The sequence below is a fragment of the Bacillus cereus group sp. MYBK101-2 genome (assembly GCF_051918845.1).
GTDB lineage: Bacteria > Bacillota > Bacilli > Bacillales > Bacillaceae_G > Bacillus_A > Bacillus_A paranthracis.
Genome location: NZ_JBQAIE010000008.1, coordinates 172,293 through 189,898, shown reverse-complemented (window position 1 = coordinate 189,898; position 17,606 = coordinate 172,293). Strand labels below are relative to the sequence as shown.

Here is a 17,606-nt window from a genome sequence, read left to right as displayed (position 1 = left end):
TAGATAATTATTATTCGTTATATGTAAATTGTTGTGAGGAAATAGATGGACATAAATTTTTTGTCAAATAAAACAAAACCATTGAAATGAATATTTACTTTTGATGGGCTACACGAATCGGGTTCTTACTGCCTGTTTGAGCGAGATAAAAGAAGGATAGGAAGATGAGAGGAGGTAGGCATGGGAATACTGAATAGAAGTTCGGTATGTTCTTTGTCGATACATAAAGAAATTTCCTGTGCTAATAAATGATGAAGCGAGCAAGAATTATTTATAATCCTACTTCTGGGCGTGAGCTATTTAAGAAGAGCTTACCGGAAGTATTACAAAAATTAGAACAAGCTGGATATGAAGCATCTTGTCATGCGACAACGGGTCCTGGAGACGCAACTGTGGCGGCGAGGCAAGCTGTAGAGCGTAAATTTGATGTTGTTATTGCGGCTGGTGGTGACGGCACGTTAAATGAAGTCGTAAACGGTCTAGTTGGTCATGAATTCCGTCCGAAATTTGGAATTATTCCAGTTGGAACGACAAATGACTTTGCACGTGCAATCGGTGTACCTCGTTCTATTGAAGAGGCAGCGGATATTATTTGTGAAGGAAAAACTGTGCCATTAGACCTTGGTAGAGCAAACGATACATATTTTATTAACATCGCTGGTGGCGGTCGTATTACAGAATTAACATATGAAGTACCAAGTAAGCTAAAGACTGTATTAGGACAACTTGCTTATTATTTAAAAGGTATCGAAATGCTACCATCACTACATCCAACATACGTTGAAATTGAGTATGATGGAAAATTACTACAAGAAGAAATTACGATGTTTTTAATTACGAATACTCGTTCAGTGGGTGGCTTTGAAAAGGTAGCACCATATGCATCGATTAACGATGGCTTATTTGATTTATTAGTGCTGAAAAAAGGTTCGATTGCCGACTTAATTAAAGCTGCAACACAAGCGCAGCGTGGTGAACATATTAACAATCCAAAAGTACTATACACACAAGCGAACCGAATTAAAGTGCATTCACCAGATAAACTAATGATTAATTTAGATGGTGAATATGGTGGAGATGCACCGATGGAATTCGAAAATATGTATCATTGTCTGGAACTATTTGTTCCTGAACATCAAGAGGATGCCCTGTAAAGGCATCCTTTTTTATTATATAGAAGAATTGTAAATTTGAAGTTAGTTTGATTTTCATGGTATTTTTACAATTCGTTTATTTTATATCCACATTTTATTGATACACTGGAGGATATAAGAAACGAGAGGTGGGGTGTTATGGAGAAAGTAAAAGCAATACTATTTGATAAAGATGGAACATTAATGGATTTTCATTCAATTTGGATAAAAGTGGCTGAAGAACTTGTGGCGGAATGTATCAATTTATATGAACTACCAAAGTCAATGCAGCCTACTTTACTAAAAGAAATCGGTGTGGAGGGGGTATTTGTTAACCCTCGTAGCGCAATAGCGGCAGGAACAAGCCTTGATGTTGCAAAGGGGCTTTGTAAGTATATTACGTCATGTAAGGAAGAGGAAATGCATGAGTGGGTAAGTGAAAAGTTATTTTCTCTTATGTATGAGCATCGTTCCTATATGAAAATGACGGCGGATTTACCGAGAGTTTTACAAGGTTTAAAGGATAGAGGATTTATTTTAGGCGTTGTTACAGCTGATGATTTCGCACCGACAGAATTATTTTTAAAACAGTATCAATTAGAGTCTTATTTTGATTATGTTGTAGCTTCAGATACGTTTCCGGCACAAAAACCAGATAAAAGAATTGTAGAATCGTTTTGCGAAAGGTTTCATTTAGAGGCGTGTGAAGTAGCGGTCGTTGGAGATACACCAACTGATTTATATTTAGCGAGAAATGGCGGTGATTGCTATGCAATTGGAGTGCTATCTGGTACGGGAGACCGTCAAACGTTAGAACCACTTGCTGATTTAGTAGTGCAATCTGTTGGTGAGTTTATTTCTCATTCGGGTGAGTTCATTTGGGAACAAGGAAAGTCTAATGTGTAAGAAAAATAAGTCTATAAAGACTCTTAATGAGTCTTTATAGACTTATTTTTTATGTTGAAATAGAAGGCATATAGGATGAATGCTTGAAAAGAATGTTGGCATACATTTTGCAATGAAAAGAGAAAACAATGTAAAGAAAAGGATGGGATACGTAATGAACACAAAAAAATTTGCTAAAGTAAATGAACAAATTCCTGGACCGAAAGCAGCGTCTTTATTAGAACGCCGCCAAAATATAGTACCAAAAGGAGTAAGTAACGGCATCCCAACGTTTGTACAATCTGCAAATGGTGCTCTTGTAACAGATGTTGATGGCAATCAGTACATTGATTTCGCGGGAGCAATTGGAACAATTAACGTAGGACATTGTCACCCAGCTGTGAAAGAAGCACTCCATAAACAAGTAGATCAATACATTCATACTGGATTTAATGTCATGATGTATGAGCCATATATTGAATTAGCAGAAAAACTTGCGGCATTAGCGCCAGGAAGTTTTGATAAGCAAGTACTATTTCTAAATAGTGGTGCAGAAGCAGTTGAGAATGCGGTGAAAATCGCTCGTAAATATACAAAAAGACCTGGTATTATTGCGTTTTCTAAAGGTTTCCACGGACGTACATTAATGACAATGACGATGACAAGTAAAGTAAAACCATATAAATTTGGATTTGGCCCATTTGCACCGGAAGTATATAAAGCGCCATTCCCATACGAATATCGTCGCCCAGAAGGACTAACTGAAGAGCAGTACGATGACTTTATGATTGAAGAATTTAAGAATTTCTTCATATTAGAAGTAGCACCAGAAACAATTGCAGCCGTTGTTATGGAACCTGTTCAAGGGGAAGGCGGATTTATCGTTCCAAGTAAGAAGTTTGTGCAAGCAGTACGCAATATTTGTTCAGAACACGGCATCTTATTTGTAGCGGATGAAATTCAAACAGGATTTAGTCGTACCGGAAAATATTTTGCCATTGATCATTATGATGTCGTTCCAGATTTAATTACGGTATCTAAATCATTAGGTGCTGGTGTACCGATTAGTGGTGTTATTGGGCGCAAAGAAATTATGAATGAGTCTGCACCAGGAGAACTTGGTGGAACGTATGCAGGAAGCCCGCTAGGATGTGCGGCAGCATTAGCAGTACTTGATGTAATAGAAAAAGAGAATTTAAATGATAGAGCGATAGAATTAGGAAAAGTCGTAATGAACCGATTCGAAGAGATGAAAAATAAATATAATTGCATCGGTGATGTGCGTGGTTTAGGAGCAATGTGTGCATTTGAGCTCGTTCAAGATCGTAAGACGAAAGCACCTGATAAAACGTTAACAGCTAATTTATGCGCAGAAGCAAATAAACGTGGCTTACTTCTACTATCAGCAGGAACATACGGTAATGTTATTCGTGTGCTAATGCCATTAGTGATTACAGATGAGCAACTGGAAGAAGGATTAACAATCATTGAAGAATCGTTGCAAGTCTGTTATGAGAAAGCAAATATTGCTCGTGTTTAAAAGTTAAATAATAAAACAGCAAACATTCTAGCTGACTCTATATAAAATGCAGAAAATTCACTTTATAATAAAGGTATTGAAGTGAATCGATGGATTGGAAGTTAGGGGTGGCTAGGATGGTTGCAGAAAAGGAACGAGTGTTAATGGATTTACAAGATGTATTTGAATATGCGTTTGACGAAATTTTTGTGACTGACGAAAAGGGAATCGTTGTACGTGTAAATAGTACATGTGAAAGGCACTATCAATTGGCTGCAAAAGAGTTAGTAGGTAAACATGTAAAAGAATTGCAGAAAGATGGTATCTTTTATCCATCAGCAACGTTAGAAGTAATTGAAAAAAAGAGGCCAATCGAACTAGTTCAGACCACAAAATCAGGAGAGTATTTACACGTTCGTACAAGGCCTGTTTTTGATGAAGAGGGCAATTTAAGAAGAGTAATTAGTTACTCTCGTGATCTTACAGAACTCTATCAATTACGTCAAAAGGTAGAAGAAATGGATAATCAGTTAAAAACATATAAAAAAGAATTAAGAGAAACATATGAACATGAAGGACTTATTTTTAAAAGTATCGCTATGCAAAAAATAGTCGAGACAATCAAGAAAGTATCCGTAGTAGATAGTACGGTTCTCGTTTTAGGTGAGACAGGAGTAGGAAAGAGTCGATTGGTGCGTCATTTACATGAAGTGAGTAACCGGAAGAATGAAAGTTTCTATGAAATTAACTGTGCGGCATTGCCGACAAATTTAATTGAATCAGAGCTTTTTGGATACTCAGGCGGATCCTTTACAGGTGCGAATCGTGAAGGGAAAAAGGGACTATTAGAATCAGCGCATAAAGGAACGCTATTCTTAGATGAAATTGGCGAAATGCCGCTTGAAACTCAAGCAAAGCTTTTGCAAGTGTTGCAAGAAAAAACGTTTCGCCCTATAGGCGGAAGAGAATTAAAAAAGGTGGACGTTAGAGTTGTAGCGGCAACAAATAGAGATTTAAGTATGATGGTGAAACAAGGAACATTTCGGAAAGATTTATATTATCGTCTGAATGTCATTCCCATTGTAATCCCGCCACTACGGGAAAGAACAGAAGACATTTTGCCACTTATTTATCATTATTTACAACACTTTAACGAGAAATATGGTAGAAATGTAAAATTAGCGCCTAGCACATTACAAATGTTTGTTGGTTACCCGTGGGAAGGAAATAATAGAGAGATTGAAAATGTGATTGAGCGAATTGTTATAACTGCCGATGATATCGTTACGATAGAAGATTTACCAATAGCGATGCAAGAATCAACGGTTGAACAGTCCGGTCAAAGTCTCTATAAAATGTTAGAAGAAGTAGAACGGAATATTATTTTGAAAGCATATAAAACATATGGATCGAGTTATAAGGTAGCGGAGTTTTTAAAAATAAGTCAATCTGCTGCGACTAGGAAAATAAAGAAACTTATAGAGGAGGAAGAGAATATTGGATAAAAAAGCGACGTTTGTAAATGTAGAGAAAAAGGCGATGTATATAAATGGTGAGTGGATTACATTGCAAGAGCAAATCGAAGTAAATAATCCAGCAACGAAGGAAATATTTGCGACTGTACCAAAGGGCGGGGTAACAGAGGCAAAGCAAGCTGTTGATGCTGCGCATGAAGCTTTTAAATTATGGTCTAAGTTAACAGCGGCAGATCGTGCAGCGAAATTAAAAAAATGGTTCACACTTATTGAGGAAAATAAAGAAGAGATTGCAGCGATCATGACGAAAGAACAAGGAAAGCCGTTTGCAGAAGCGCTTGGTGAAGTGAATTATGCAAATAGTTTTGTTGAATGGTATGCAGAAGAAGGAAAACGCGTATATGGTGAAATGATTCCTGCTTCTCATCAGAATAAACGTATTTTAGTCATGAAGCAACCAGTTGGCGTTATGGCAGCTATTACGCCTTGGAACTTCCCGGCTGCTATGATTACGAGAAAGGTAGCTCCGGCGCTTGCAGCAGGATGTACAGCGGTTGTAAAACCTGCAAGTCAAACGCCGTTAACTGCGTTAAAATTAGCTGAATTAGCTCATGAAGCAGACATTCCAAAAGGCGTAATAAATATTGTAACAGGTAGTGCGAAAGCAATTGCTGATACGTGGATGGAAGATGGGCGTGTTCGAAAAGTGTCCTTTACAGGATCAACGGAAATTGGGAAAGAGTTAATGGCTAGTGCGGCACAAACGATGAAAAAGGTTTCACTTGAGTTAGGTGGTCACGCACCGTTTATTGTTATGAATGATGCAGACTTAGATAAAGCAGTAGAGGCAGTAATCGGTTCGAAATTCCGTAACGCAGGACAAACGTGTATATGTACAAACCGAGTATTTGTTCAGGAAGAAGTTTACGAAGTATTCGCAGAGAAGTTTCAAAAGGCAGTAGGGAAGTTGAAAGTAGGAGACGGTTTCGGTGACGGAACGACTGTAGGACCACTTATTGACGAGAATGCAGTTTCAAAAGTACAAGAACATATTGAAGATGCTATTCAAAAAGGTGGAACAGTTTTATATGGTGGTCAAAAGGTTGCAGAGCTAGACGGACACTTTATGCAACCGACTGTAATTGGATTGGCGAATGATACGATGCTTTGTATGAATGAAGAAACATTTGGACCGGTTGCACCAGTTGCGAAATTTAAAACGGTTGAAGAAGTAATTGAGCGTGCAAATAATACGCCATATGGTTTAGCAGCGTACATTTTCACGAAAGATATTAGTCAAGCATTCCAAATTAGTGAAGCGTTAGAGTACGGTATTATCGGTTTAAATGATGGCCTCCCATCAGTTGCACAAGCACCGTTCGGTGGGTTTAAAGAAAGCGGTATTGGCCGTGAAGGTGGTCATTTCGGTATCGAGGAATATTTAGAAATTAAATATATTTCATTAGGACTATAAGTAGTATACTAGAATCTCTATAAGGTAACAGAGAAGGAGATTCTAGTATGGTATATTGGCTATTATTACTTGTAACAATTATTTTTGAAGTAGCTGGAACAATTGCAATGAAATTATCGAATGGTTTAACAAAGCTCGTTCCAAGTGTACTTATTTTCGTATTTTATGGAATTTGTTTCAGCGTATTTGCTATCGTCGTAAAGAAGATTAACTTAAGTATTGCTTATGCAATTTGGTCGGGCCTCGGGACACTTCTTATTACGATTATTAGTGTGTACTTTTTCAAAGAGCATATTAACTTATTCCAAGCATTTTGCATTTTATTTATTGTTTTAGGAGTAATTGGACTGAAAGTGTCATCGGCATCATGAAAGCTATCTTTTGTAGAAGATAGCTTTTTTCTATTTGTGCAGTTAGCAATTACTACGACAAAATATGACAAGAAAAGGTAAAGGGGGTTTGTTATGATATATGAAATGTTGTCTTATGTGGAGGGAAGAGAATGTTCACGATAAAGTTTAAAAAATAGGAAAGATAGTGGACGTGATGGTTTTCCCGATGAAAAATAATAGTAAAAAGGACATACCTTTTGCATTTTACGAATTTGAGATTATCGATACGGGTTCTGGTGCAAAAATAAAGTACATGTATTCCTAGCAGGATTGCATTTTATGCTACTCGCCCAAACAACTGACAAATGAATTTTTTCTGATTTTGAATATAGTGGTCCCGTAAATAAACCTGTACTTTTTGGATTATATACATGGCTTTAAAATAGCTCAATATAGAAATCACTGTTTTGAAATGATTCAAGTCCAACATAGAATGCACAATCTTTTTAATAAAAAGATTGTGCATTCTACTATATTGTTGCAATATCTAACTTGCTTTAGTTTAGGTATATGTTGATTTTCTTTTAACTCTTGGAGTAGCTACAGAATAGGCAGGACTCTTATCTTCTGTTATCACATAAATTTTGAGGGGAAGTGAAAAAGCGCTTGGCTGATTATTTATCTCTTGACTGACTTAGATAAGGCTCAATTGTATAATCTTCTGAATCGACTGCAAGATATAATTATATATGTTTATATTTTATATAAATATATTTTTATCAACTCTACAAGAGTCATTTGTTGGCTTCAGGTTCATTGTGTGAGCAATTGATAATCCTTTTTCTCCATTATTTCCACCATGTTATGAAAGCTCAACTTATATTACTGTTAATAAGATTGGTCACGGCTGATAAGGCTCTCGTTTGAACAAATTCTCTCTGACAGTTACATATAAAATTATGAAGGGGGATTAGGTTCATTTTCAAAAGTAGTGATAGATGTAACTGCAGTTTTTTTAGATACGTAATTTAGAGATGAAATAACTGTAAATATTAATAACGAAGTTTGTAAAACCAATAGAAATTTTTTCATAAAAAATACCTCCGGAATAAATGATTTAATATATATCACTTTAAAATACTGCTAGCAATTTCAGTTGACTTTTGATACGATTTTTTATTTTGAAAATGATTAAAAGCTAACTTTCCATATTCTTTTGCTTCGCTTATACAATTATTTTTTGTAAAGAAGGGTAATGCTTCTTCATAAATATAATCATATAATTGATCATCTTGATTATATTTCATTAGCAATATATTAAATAAAAGGTAATATTTCTTTTCTTTTATTTGCTTAGAAATAATGATTCCATCTAATATAAATTTTTTTAGTGTATTACAGTCATCTATGTGATTCTTTAGTTTGAATGAACAGTGTATATAAGAATATAATGAAGTTAAGTATATATAGGAATTCTTATCTTTTAACTGCATAGACATGCGATAATAGTTAGCAGCTTGTTGGTAGTCTTTTAAAAGTAAGTAATTATAACCAATGTTATGATATATTTTAGATTTTCTTTCTGAATCATCCATATCCCTCAAGAGTAAAAGAAGCTTTTGGAATTTATCTAAAGATTGTTCAATACCGATTCTTTCACCAGAGCTCAGCAATAGTGCTAATAGCATTTCTGCGTCAATAATCCTTTTGAAATTATTGTTATATCTAAAAAGGTCTAGTGCAATTATTATATAATGATAAGAATTTATGTAAGATTTATTATGGTAATATGCCAAGGATAAATAATAAGAATAATCACCATCTTTATCTATTAAATTGTCCAGTTTATTTAAATAAGTTAAGGATTTAACAGAATCACCAGACCATGTATAGTATACACCTAAGCAATAAATAAGTGAATTGAAATCTGATTCTTCCAATAATTTTTGATTTTCCTCAAGGAATTCAGCCAAATCTTTTGCTTCTTTCTTTAAATTCATCATTAAAAGATACCTTAATTTATATAGTAAAACTTTAAATTTTAATGGGGTCAATTGTATATAATCATCCATATCCTCAAGCTTGTCTATTAATGTAGTAGCTGTGGGGGTATCAAGATAGACGATTGAATTGTAGAATTCTTCTAACAATTCTTCCGAATATTCATATTGATGGGTTTCCTCTTCTATTGAAATAGATAAACGTTTACAAATTAATTCAATAACATCACTTGTAACGTTAGTAGTGCCACTTTCTATCTTACTGAGATGCGTTATAGAACAAATCTCTTTACAAAGTTCCCCTTGAGTTATTCCTTTTTTTATACGGTTTAGTTTTATAATTTGGCCAATATTCATTAAAAGCCCTCCGTTAGTACATTAAATAAGTTTAATTAAATTTATAATATTATACTTTTAAATAATATCACTATAATAGGAGATTTGGGGGAAATTCTTTTGAAAAAATAGAATTTTATCCCAATTGAAAATGAATTTGATACTTGTTACATTTAAGTCAGGAAATGGTTACTGAATCGGTAATCACTTCTCATACATAAAAAAAGGAGGAAATGTCATGAACAAAACTGTAGAAAAACAAAATGCACTTAAAGAGGTAGCTAAAGCAAAAAATGAGAAAAAAGCATCTTTATTCACTGTTAAATCTGCACCTGCTTTAGGTCAAGTAGTACGCGAACAATGTTGTATTCGTTAGTTTAAAGAGAAGCAGTCCAAGCTAACAATGCTTGGGCTGCTTTCTTAATTTAAAATTAAGAATAGGAATCCTGTTATAGGAGGAGTTTATATATGGAAGTTACTTATTTGGGACATGCATGTTATTTAATAAAGATAAATGAATTAAATATATTAGTTGATCCTATACTTACCAATAGTTTTCAAGGGGGAACCGCAGCGGTTAGTCCGGCTTGTTCAATAAATGTGGACTCTTTACCATATATTGATGCTGTAATTATTACCCACTGTCATCCAGGACATCTAGAGGTGGATAGTTTAGCTTTATTACCCAATGAAACTGTAGTATTTTACCCTGCTGATCCTACAGTCGAATTAGTATTAGAGGGACTAGGTTTTAATAATCGTAATATCTTAAAAGCTGGCCAAGAAGTGGAGTTTGCTGGGGGGAAATTTATAGTAACAGGGACTACCACAAATGTACCAGAAATAGGGATTGTTTTTCAAGAAGCGGATGCAACCTGTTGGTATTTAGCTGATACCAATGTAACACCTGAAATTATCGGAAGTGTACTGGACGATGTAAAGACTATTGATTTCTTAATATGTAATTTTCCAGGATACCACCATCAATTCTTTACAGGCTCGCATTTAAGCTTCCCTATTAATGACTTGTCAACAACATTGGAACAAGTTTTACGTGTAAAACCTAAGCTTGTTGCTCCAAATTTTAGTGGTTTACGATATCTTGGAGATGCTTCATGGATTAATAGAATAATGTTCCCTATGTCACCAGAACTTTTTTTGGAAGAAGTTAGAAAGTTAAATACAAATCAACAAGTAGCAAATTTGTTACCTGGTGATGTAGTTATAGTTTCAGTTGGAAGTTGTAAGATACATAGCAGAAGATCTGAAATAATAAATTTATTGGAAGAAGTCCAGTTAAATTCCTTTGATCCTATGAAAGAAATCCCGTTATTAAAAGATCCTAATCCTGAAAACTTGGAATCGAAAGAATTAGAATTTCATACTCAAAATTTTCTTTTAAACGAATTAGTACCATGGATAAAGAATAATTGTGATAAACAGGGTAGTTTATTAGCTACATATAAACAGTTGGGCATAAAATTTAGATTAACGGTTATATATCCAAATGAGCTGGAGGAAAATTGGATTATTACCTTGAATAATCAAGAAATTAATTGTGTTAAATTAGAAAATTTAAAAGAATATTCTTTTCACTTTGGATTAAGAATAGCTGCTTCAGTATTAGATAGATGGCATAAAGCTGAAATACCTTATTACCACGTATATTGCTATGCACGTCCATATGGGCAAATATATAAAACCGGAGTAGCATCAGATAATAGTGTTTATGCTGAACAGGTTCCAACAAGGGATCTAGTTTCATTATATTTAAGCGGAAATACTGAAACGGTGTATCATCCTTGGTTACGTAAACAAATAGCTAAATATAGGGGTGTTATAGCATGAAAATAAAACAGTCTTCGGGTTTAATGGTGTTAAATAAGCTAAATAACTTAGAGGTTTATGATTCTATTAGTTTACAGCGCTGGACAGAAGAAATGTTAAATCAAGAAACGCTTGTTTCCTTACTATCTTTTTGTAATGAATGGAGAGAGGAAAGAGAAGTTATAGAATTAATATCGAGTGAGAATAAAGTTGGGGAAAATATAGCTAAAGATTCCTTGGATGAATTGTTATCATTAGGTTTATTAATTACTGAGGAAAATCAAAATCATAACTATACAGGTGAGCATGGTGAACATTGGTTGGGAAAAGGATGGAAAGAACCGTTTGTCTATCATTTTCACACTAATAAAATTCCAAAAGACGATTATAGTTTAGATCCAAAAGGACTAGATGATAAAGCTTCAATGAAGAAATATTTAAGCGAAGAAAATCCCCCTGATAACTATAAAGTAATTAGCGGGCCAAGCATCGAGCTTTTAAAAGATGAAAAGCTCGAACATAAGTCATTAACTACTATTTTTAACGATCATGTAGGGATGTATCGTGATAGCAGGGCTCTTTCATTCCAAGAATTTTCTCGACTTATGTATTTATCATTTGGAGAAACGAGTAAAAGGAAACTTCCTGTCACTGGAGATCATATAGCTAAAACGGTTCCTTCTGGTGGAAGCCGTCATCCATCTGAAATTTATACAATTATCTCCGACGTAGAAGGTATTGATATGGGTTTATATCATTATAACGTTAAAAATCATGCACTAACTTTGATAAAAGAGGGTGACTATAGAGAATTTGTCCAAGAGCATATTATTACGCATCCTGAACGTCCTAATTTTAAGGTAAATGTATGTTTTGTATTTTCAACAATATTTGATCGTAGTATGTATCGATATCGAGAATCAAGATCTTATCGAGTTATGCAATATGATTTAGGGCATTTAATGCAAAATTTAGCATTTATATCAAGTTCTTTAGATAGAAGTTCTTACAGAGGATATTCTTTACATGATAGCAAAGTAGATGAATTTTTGGGGATCGATGGTTTAATGGAATCTACTATGACATTTGCATTAATAGGATAAGGAGGACTTAATCATGGTATTAAAAATTGCTACAGGAAATTTACAACTTAATCCTTTTTTTCGGATTCGTTTAGGATCACCTATTACGTGTGATCTTTTTTTAGAGAATAAAACACTTGAATTACCGAGTCCGTTATATTTAAAGCTGTTTACTAAATTAACCAATCTAATATCAAAAGAAGAAATTATTACAGTGATTCAACAGACTTTTTCATTAGATGATGCTGAATCTAATGAAGTATTAGATAATCTAATTTCCAACAAATTATTGGTGGATTCTAAATACGGTGATGGAAAATTACAAGGGATTCAGCATTGGATTGATAGGGGTTGGTTGGATGCTTTATTATTACACTTAAAAAGTTGTGACTTAGAGTTTGATGATAGTACTAATGATGAACCTGATAACTTTAATTCTGAGGGATTTCGGGAGTTAATAAGGCAAGAAGGTTTACCTGAATTTTGGAAAGAAATTAAAGGTATTAATACTGTAAATTTACCAAACCCAACAAAACTACCAACGAATTATAGTTTTGATGAAATCCTTTTAAAAAGACGTTCTAATCGACCATGGAAACAGAAAATTATAGAATTGCAAGAACTTAGTAACATTCTTCATTACTCTAATATAGAAACAGTAAGATTAAGAACAGAAGCAGAAAAAAATTTAGAAGAAAAGCCAGAATTACTTCTCAATTCCGCATTTTCCGCATTAGAAACCTATTTTTTTGCATTTAATATAGAAGGTCTTGAGCCAGGACTCTATCATTATGATCCTAAAAATCATGCTGTTATTTTAATAAAGGATGGTATGTTTAGAGATGAATTGGTTCATATGGTTATCGGACAAGACCGCCCTAGAAATGCAGCATGTGCTTTTGTAATATCAGCAGTATGGAGCCGATATATGTACCGATATCGTCATCCTCGTGCTTATAGAACACTATTAGTAAATATTGGGGAATTAGCTCAAAAGTATCTTACCCTTGGCACAGCGTATGATTATAGTACGTTTTTAACGCCAGCATTACGTGATGAATATGCCGATTCTATGTTAGAGGTTAACGGTTATGAGGAGGCACCTTTGTATGTCGTCGCAATCGGTTGATCAACAAAATTTAAACGTGTTACAAGCAATGAAAGAATATGCGTGGGCTTCAAATGCATATCATTTTGTTTCTAGTTTTGGCGAATTTAATGAACCGTGTGCTCCCTTTTTTGTATCTTCATCAGATAATGGAGAAATAAAGAAATGGGATATTAATACTAAATTATTGGAGGCATCTTTACATGAAGCACTTACTAGAAGGAAATCTTCAAGAGATTTTGGAGATGACCTTTTAGATTTGGAGAAATTATACACTCTTCTTTGGTCTACGTATGGTTACACTTTTACTGATAATGAAGGGGAGCATAGGACAGTTCCTTCTGCTGGGGCGTTATTTCCGTTAAGAGTGTATGTTATTTCCTTAGGGATAGAAGAACTTAATAAAGGGGTCTATCAATATAATCCATTAAATAATGAAATAAATATTATGGATAATGTGGAACTTCCTCAAAATTTATCAGATTGGTTTCTAACTAAACATATTGACTATGATAAAGCAAGTGCAATCATTTTATTTGTAGGACAAATGGATAGAATTTGTCCTAAATATGGGGAACGAGGGTATCGTTATTTATTACTTGAAGCTGGACATGCTGCCCAGAATTTATGTCTAACTTCTTCAATTTTGTCAATACCTACTGTCCCTGTAGGAGGATTTAATGATTCAATGATTAATCAAGCATTGCATTTAAAAGAAGATTGTGAAGTAACAGTATATAGTGTGGCCTTAGGGAGGACTAAATAGTTGTTGTTAGAAAATTCGTCTTTTAACCTAAAAAATATTCAAGCTCCTTGTGAAGATTGTATTAAATTATGGATATCTTCTGTAGAGGATTATAAAAACATGGGTAATGTAGTTCTTGAGCCGTCCCCTTGTAACAAAAATAAATATCGAGAACTTGAAGTTTCATTTTCTAATGAGGGAGTAGAATACAAAGGTATTTATTTCCCTCACCCTGAATGTACAAGTCATTTAATATCATTACAAAAATATTCACTTGATATTATGGAATCTGGTATATGGAGTCCAATAAAAAAAATAATAAAAAAAGAAGACTGTGACGATGGTGTGTATATATATATAGCACTAATAGATTCACCATCAAATGTAAAATTTCCTTATTTAGTCGGGCGGGGAATTGATAATGATGAATCTTTATCACATATTAAAGCAGTTGCAGAAGCTTTGGAACGGTATAGTGCTTGTTTACCTCCACGTACAAGATTACATTATGGAAAAGCGAATGAATTTGAAAATGTAATTGTTAATTGTATTAAAAATTACACGAAGGACATTTGGTGGTGCGAAGGTGAAGATTTATTAACAAAACAATTAAAATACCTTCCAATTGAATATGTTCAATTAGAGAGTTTAAGTACTGTAAAAGATCCTATTTTCAATTCTGACTCTACTGGAATGGCCATTCATCCAAATTATAAAGATGCAATAAATATCGGATTGTCAGAAGTTTTAGAAAGAAAAGATTTATATGAGATAGTAACGCAAAGCTTTTCGCCAGTTTTGTGGGATAATTCTTCATTACCAGAAGAAGCGAAGAGGTTTATAACCTTATTTGAAAATCGTGGTTACAATACCTTAATAATTCCTCATAGTTCTGTAAAAGGATTTACCTCTTGTATAATTTTACTAGTTAAACAACACAAGACTAATAATGGACCTGCATTAATATGTGGGGCAGGAGGGGCATGGTCAAAAAAAGAATCTCTTCTCAAAGGACTAATGGAAGCCTATGCGCAGCTAATACATGGTTTAGAGGTAGGGGAATTAGACCGTCAAATTAGAGAATATAATTTTAGTGATCCTTACCATCATTTTTTATATTATTTTAATTCAGAAAACGCTAATAATCTATTAGAGAATTGGGGGATTTATCAATCTCTTCATGTTGACTTTAAAGAATATTCTGATTTTAAAACTTCACTAGAAGCTAAAGCGAAAGTTATAGAGAAAGAATTAGTTGTGGTAGATCGCGGAAATATATTAACTGATTTTCTTAATTTAAGTGCTATCCAGATCGTGGCACCTGAAATACCTAGGATTTCTCCTACTACATTAGGACCTGGAAATATGCCACATCCTTTTTCATAAGAAAGGAGAAAATATGAGTTTATACATAAGAAATCCCTTAACCTCAATTGTATATAGCTCAGGGGAATGGGTAATTATAAATTTTCAAAGTAACAAACAGTTAGCAATAGAAGATATGAATGAAGAATCAATGCATATATTGTCAAAAGTAAGTACATTTTGTAATCAAACAAAATCCCAAAAACAAATTATTGATTATATGATTAAATTAGGTATTAATGCCCCTGATGCAAGGCACATTTTTGATGAGTTTAACAATTTAGAGGTTATTGTAGAGTACTTTGATAATGATATATTAAATTTATTTGAAAAAAGCTCTCTTATTAATAGGGAGTTTTTTGAATACTTTTCAGCTAAAGATTCAATAAATCATGCGGATTATTCTAAACCTGATATTTATAAAGAAGATGCGGAAGATATGAAAAGATTTTTACAAGAATCTTCATATCCCGATATAACTAAAAGTTATTTGCATAATTTATTTATTAATTTGCCTCATCCAGCAACAAGTACAGGGACAGAGAGTTTATGGGAATTAGGGAACCTGTTGTTTTGGTCTGGAGGACGTTTGAGAAATGCAACATTTTTAGAAGTACTACCTGTAATGTTAAAACCAGTTCCCTCAAAAGGAGCAAGGACACCTTTCGAGTTTTATTTATCCGTTGGAGAAAATTGTAAATTACCTCAAGGCCTCTATCACTATAATGTAAACAATCATTATCTGTCGTATATTGGTGAAATTAAGACAGATATATCTGAAGGGAATTATACTCTTTTTATAACTGCTATTTATGATCGGTATCAGTGGCGTTATCGTTCTGGATGGGCCTATAAAGATTTGTTTTTTGAACTAGGTCATGTAAAGGAGACAATAAATTTTGTTGCCAGAGAATTAGATATCAAAGTATGCCCTACATACAAATATACTAATGCGTTTCTAGATGAGTTTTTATATGAAGAATGTTTATACTCTATTAAATTGAAAAATATATAAGGAGAAAAAATATGAAAATAACTACAGAAGACGTGTATATTGATTCAAGCAAGGATATAAATCATTCATTGTTAGAAGAATTAGTGAATTTTGATGTTTATTTACAAAAGTCCGCAAGTCATGAATTTCTGTTTGATAACATGTATAAATTGGAAGAAGAATTGTTAGAGCATGGAGTTAGTAAACGTTTATTAGAGGCTATAAAAGAAGGATTAAAATACAATCATTGGGATAATGCAGTATTAGAGTTTGGTTTAGCTCGTGAACAATCTATCAATTTTTATTTAGGACCAATGTGTGCGATGGAAGGAAAAGAGTTTAAGGATGGAATAATTTTAACGAAACAAACTTCAAATTCTTCTAAAATAGTTTCAAAGGTAGAGTCTTTATGTCATGAATTAGGTAATAGATTATTTGGCTTTCCATGTGATTTTCATGATCGTCATATAGAATTTTATGATTTATTGTTTAGTTCGGGACCTTTTTCTGATTCTAATGGGAAATATATTGCACTATTTACACCATTTTATTTAGGGCATTGGAAAGACTCAAACAAACAATTTCAGCATAAACGTTCTATATTATTTCATAATCTAGTCAAAATGAGGTTTTCGACACTTACTTTACCAGTTGCTAAAGCAAATATGAGAATTAATAATATTACACCTACTTTTATAGATGCTAGTAAACAGGATATTGATGATGCACTAACCTTATGGTTAACCCTACATGAATTAATACATGGAAGTGGGCCAATACCATTGTTTAACTCTTCTGTTCAAAAATTACCACTTGGATTAAAGTATGCTGGTATTGAGGAAATGAGAACGGATATGACAGTTTGGTTATTGTTAGATATATGTCAGGATCTCTTTGGAAATATAGCAAAATTAGCTCAGGAGATTATTGTCGCTGAAAGGATATTTAGGTCAGCCAGAGCTGGGTTATGGGCCAATCCAACTCAAGGATGGATACAGAAGAGTTCAGATGGAGAACAAGGTGCTTTGTGGTTGGCATTACTACTTCAACATAATGCTATAGAGTCTAATACAGACTTTATTAATATAGATTATGAAAAGACTAAAGAAACATTACAGTATATTCTTAGCGAGGTTTATGATATAGAATCTAATGCATTGAAATCAGAAAATGGACAACAGAAGTTATTAGATTATGCCGATAAATTAAGAGAAAGAATGTTTAGAAATTTAGATGGAGTATTAATTTATCCAAAGGAATCACTAAACTTTTTAAAACGAATTGAGAATCAACCTACTCATGTAGCATTAAATTACAGATAATTATTTTAA

15 protein-coding genes are annotated in these 17,606 nt (G+C 33.6%); 14 read left to right on the top strand and 1 reads right to left on the bottom strand.

Features of this window, described 5'->3' with window-relative positions; genetic code table 11:
- The first annotated feature begins 248 nt into the window (after window positions 1–248).
- The 6 genes from ACTFSI_RS17240 to ACTFSI_RS17215 all read left to right on the top strand — a co-directional run bounded on the left by ACTFSI_RS17240 (window position 249) and on the right by ACTFSI_RS17215 (window position 6,857).
- Window positions 249–1,154 (top strand): diacylglycerol kinase, encoded by a 906-nt coding sequence (locus ACTFSI_RS17240; RefSeq protein ID WP_000977677.1) that lies wholly within the window; start codon window positions 249–251, stop codon window positions 1,152–1,154.
- A gap of 138 nt (window positions 1,155–1,292) precedes the next feature.
- Window positions 1,293–2,039 carry an HAD family hydrolase gene (locus ACTFSI_RS17235; RefSeq protein ID WP_000416643.1) on the top strand — a complete coding sequence of 249 codons (747 nt, stop codon included), beginning with the start codon at window positions 1,293–1,295 and terminating at the stop codon, window positions 2,037–2,039.
- Between the two features lie 154 nt (window positions 2,040–2,193).
- Complete coding sequence (gene gabT / locus ACTFSI_RS17230; RefSeq protein WP_197225429.1) at window positions 2,194–3,558, top strand: 4-aminobutyrate--2-oxoglutarate transaminase; 1,365 nt, start codon at window positions 2,194–2,196, stop codon at window positions 3,556–3,558.
- Window positions 3,559–3,674: 116 nt separating this feature from the next.
- The gene (locus ACTFSI_RS17225; protein ID WP_000225165.1) at window positions 3,675–5,042 is read left to right on the top strand and encodes a sigma-54 interaction domain-containing protein; all 1,368 of its coding nucleotides are present in this window, start codon (window positions 3,675–3,677) and stop codon (window positions 5,040–5,042) included.
- The gene (gene gabD, locus ACTFSI_RS17220) at window positions 5,035–6,486 is read left to right on the top strand and encodes an NADP-dependent succinate-semialdehyde dehydrogenase (RefSeq protein WP_070805114.1); all 1,452 of its coding nucleotides are present in this window, start codon (window positions 5,035–5,037) and stop codon (window positions 6,484–6,486) included. The genes ACTFSI_RS17225 and gabD overlap by 8 nt, the downstream gene beginning before the upstream one ends.
- 47 nt (window positions 6,487–6,533) lie before the next feature.
- On the top strand, window positions 6,534–6,857 hold the full coding sequence (locus tag ACTFSI_RS17215; RefSeq protein ID WP_002115657.1) for a DMT family transporter: 324 nt from the start codon (window positions 6,534–6,536) through the stop codon (window positions 6,855–6,857).
- 1,088 nt (window positions 6,858–7,945) lie between these two features.
- Here ACTFSI_RS17215 and ACTFSI_RS17210 read toward each other — a convergent pair.
- Window positions 7,946–9,175 carry a helix-turn-helix domain-containing protein gene (locus ACTFSI_RS17210; RefSeq protein WP_001020656.1) on the bottom strand — a complete coding sequence of 410 codons (1,230 nt, stop codon included), beginning with the start codon at window positions 9,173–9,175 and terminating at the stop codon, window positions 7,946–7,948.
- A 217-nt stretch (window positions 9,176–9,392) separates the two neighbouring features.
- Between ACTFSI_RS17210 and ACTFSI_RS17205 the strand changes: the two genes are divergently transcribed.
- The 8 genes from ACTFSI_RS17205 (at window position 9,393) to ACTFSI_RS17170 (ending at window position 17,597) form a co-directional block, all read left to right on the top strand.
- Entirely contained in the window at window positions 9,393–9,530 is a 138-nt protein-coding gene (locus ACTFSI_RS17205) for a hypothetical protein (RefSeq protein ID WP_014481550.1), read from the top strand.
- A gap of 92 nt (window positions 9,531–9,622) precedes the next feature.
- Window positions 9,623–11,002 carry an MBL fold metallo-hydrolase gene (locus ACTFSI_RS17200; RefSeq protein WP_014481551.1) on the top strand — a complete coding sequence of 460 codons (1,380 nt, stop codon included), beginning with the start codon at window positions 9,623–9,625 and terminating at the stop codon, window positions 11,000–11,002.
- Entirely contained in the window at window positions 10,999–12,084 is a 1,086-nt protein-coding gene (locus ACTFSI_RS17195) for a SagB/ThcOx family dehydrogenase (RefSeq protein ID WP_000695082.1), read from the top strand. Before ACTFSI_RS17200 ends, ACTFSI_RS17195 begins: the two co-directional genes overlap by 4 nt.
- Before the next feature lie 13 nt (window positions 12,085–12,097).
- Window positions 12,098–13,192: a SagB/ThcOx family dehydrogenase gene (locus tag ACTFSI_RS17190; RefSeq protein WP_000243160.1), complete on the top strand. Its 1,095-nt coding sequence runs from the start codon at window positions 12,098–12,100 to the stop codon at window positions 13,190–13,192.
- The gene (locus tag ACTFSI_RS17185; RefSeq protein ID WP_440045517.1) at window positions 13,173–13,937 is read left to right on the top strand and encodes a SagB/ThcOx family dehydrogenase; all 765 of its coding nucleotides are present in this window, start codon (window positions 13,173–13,175) and stop codon (window positions 13,935–13,937) included. Before ACTFSI_RS17190 ends, ACTFSI_RS17185 begins: the two co-directional genes overlap by 20 nt.
- The gene (locus ACTFSI_RS17180; RefSeq protein WP_000923699.1) at window positions 13,938–15,302 is read left to right on the top strand and encodes a YcaO-like family protein; all 1,365 of its coding nucleotides are present in this window, start codon (window positions 13,938–13,940) and stop codon (window positions 15,300–15,302) included.
- A gap of 13 nt (window positions 15,303–15,315) precedes the next feature.
- Window positions 15,316–16,296, top strand: a complete 981-nt coding sequence (locus ACTFSI_RS17175; RefSeq protein ID WP_440045516.1) for a SagB/ThcOx family dehydrogenase — start codon at window positions 15,316–15,318, stop codon at window positions 16,294–16,296.
- A gap of 11 nt (window positions 16,297–16,307) precedes the next feature.
- The gene (locus ACTFSI_RS17170) at window positions 16,308–17,597 is read left to right on the top strand and encodes a hypothetical protein (RefSeq protein WP_044790841.1); all 1,290 of its coding nucleotides are present in this window, start codon (window positions 16,308–16,310) and stop codon (window positions 17,595–17,597) included.
- Window positions 17,598–17,606: the final 9 nt, after the last annotated feature.

Excerpts from the sequence above, each read along its gene's own strand:
- ACTFSI_RS17175 (WP_440045516.1), top strand. The coding sequence starts at position 15,316 with ATGAGTTTATACATAAGAAATCCCTTAACCTCAATTGTATATAGCTCA.
- ACTFSI_RS17185 (WP_440045517.1), top strand. The coding sequence starts at position 13,173 with ATGTCGTCGCAATCGGTTGATCAACAAAATTTAAACGTGTTACAAGCA.
- ACTFSI_RS17240 (WP_000977677.1), top strand. The coding sequence starts at position 249 with ATGATGAAGCGAGCAAGAATTATTTATAATCCTACTTCTGGGCGTGAG.
- ACTFSI_RS17210 (WP_001020656.1), bottom strand. The coding sequence starts at position 9,175 with ATGAATATTGGCCAAATTATAAAACTAAACCGTATAAAAAAAGGAATA.
- ACTFSI_RS17195 (WP_000695082.1), top strand. The coding sequence starts at position 10,999 with ATGAAAATAAAACAGTCTTCGGGTTTAATGGTGTTAAATAAGCTAAAT.
- ACTFSI_RS17235 (WP_000416643.1), top strand. The coding sequence starts at position 1,293 with ATGGAGAAAGTAAAAGCAATACTATTTGATAAAGATGGAACATTAATG.
- ACTFSI_RS17225 (WP_000225165.1), top strand. The coding sequence starts at position 3,675 with ATGGTTGCAGAAAAGGAACGAGTGTTAATGGATTTACAAGATGTATTT.
- ACTFSI_RS17205 (WP_014481550.1), top strand. The coding sequence starts at position 9,393 with ATGAACAAAACTGTAGAAAAACAAAATGCACTTAAAGAGGTAGCTAAA.
- ACTFSI_RS17200 (WP_014481551.1), top strand. The coding sequence starts at position 9,623 with ATGGAAGTTACTTATTTGGGACATGCATGTTATTTAATAAAGATAAAT.
- gabT (WP_197225429.1), top strand. The coding sequence starts at position 2,194 with ATGAACACAAAAAAATTTGCTAAAGTAAATGAACAAATTCCTGGACCG.
- ACTFSI_RS17215 (WP_002115657.1), top strand. The coding sequence starts at position 6,534 with ATGGTATATTGGCTATTATTACTTGTAACAATTATTTTTGAAGTAGCT.
- ACTFSI_RS17170 (WP_044790841.1), top strand. The coding sequence starts at position 16,308 with ATGAAAATAACTACAGAAGACGTGTATATTGATTCAAGCAAGGATATA.
- ACTFSI_RS17190 (WP_000243160.1), top strand. The coding sequence starts at position 12,098 with ATGGTATTAAAAATTGCTACAGGAAATTTACAACTTAATCCTTTTTTT.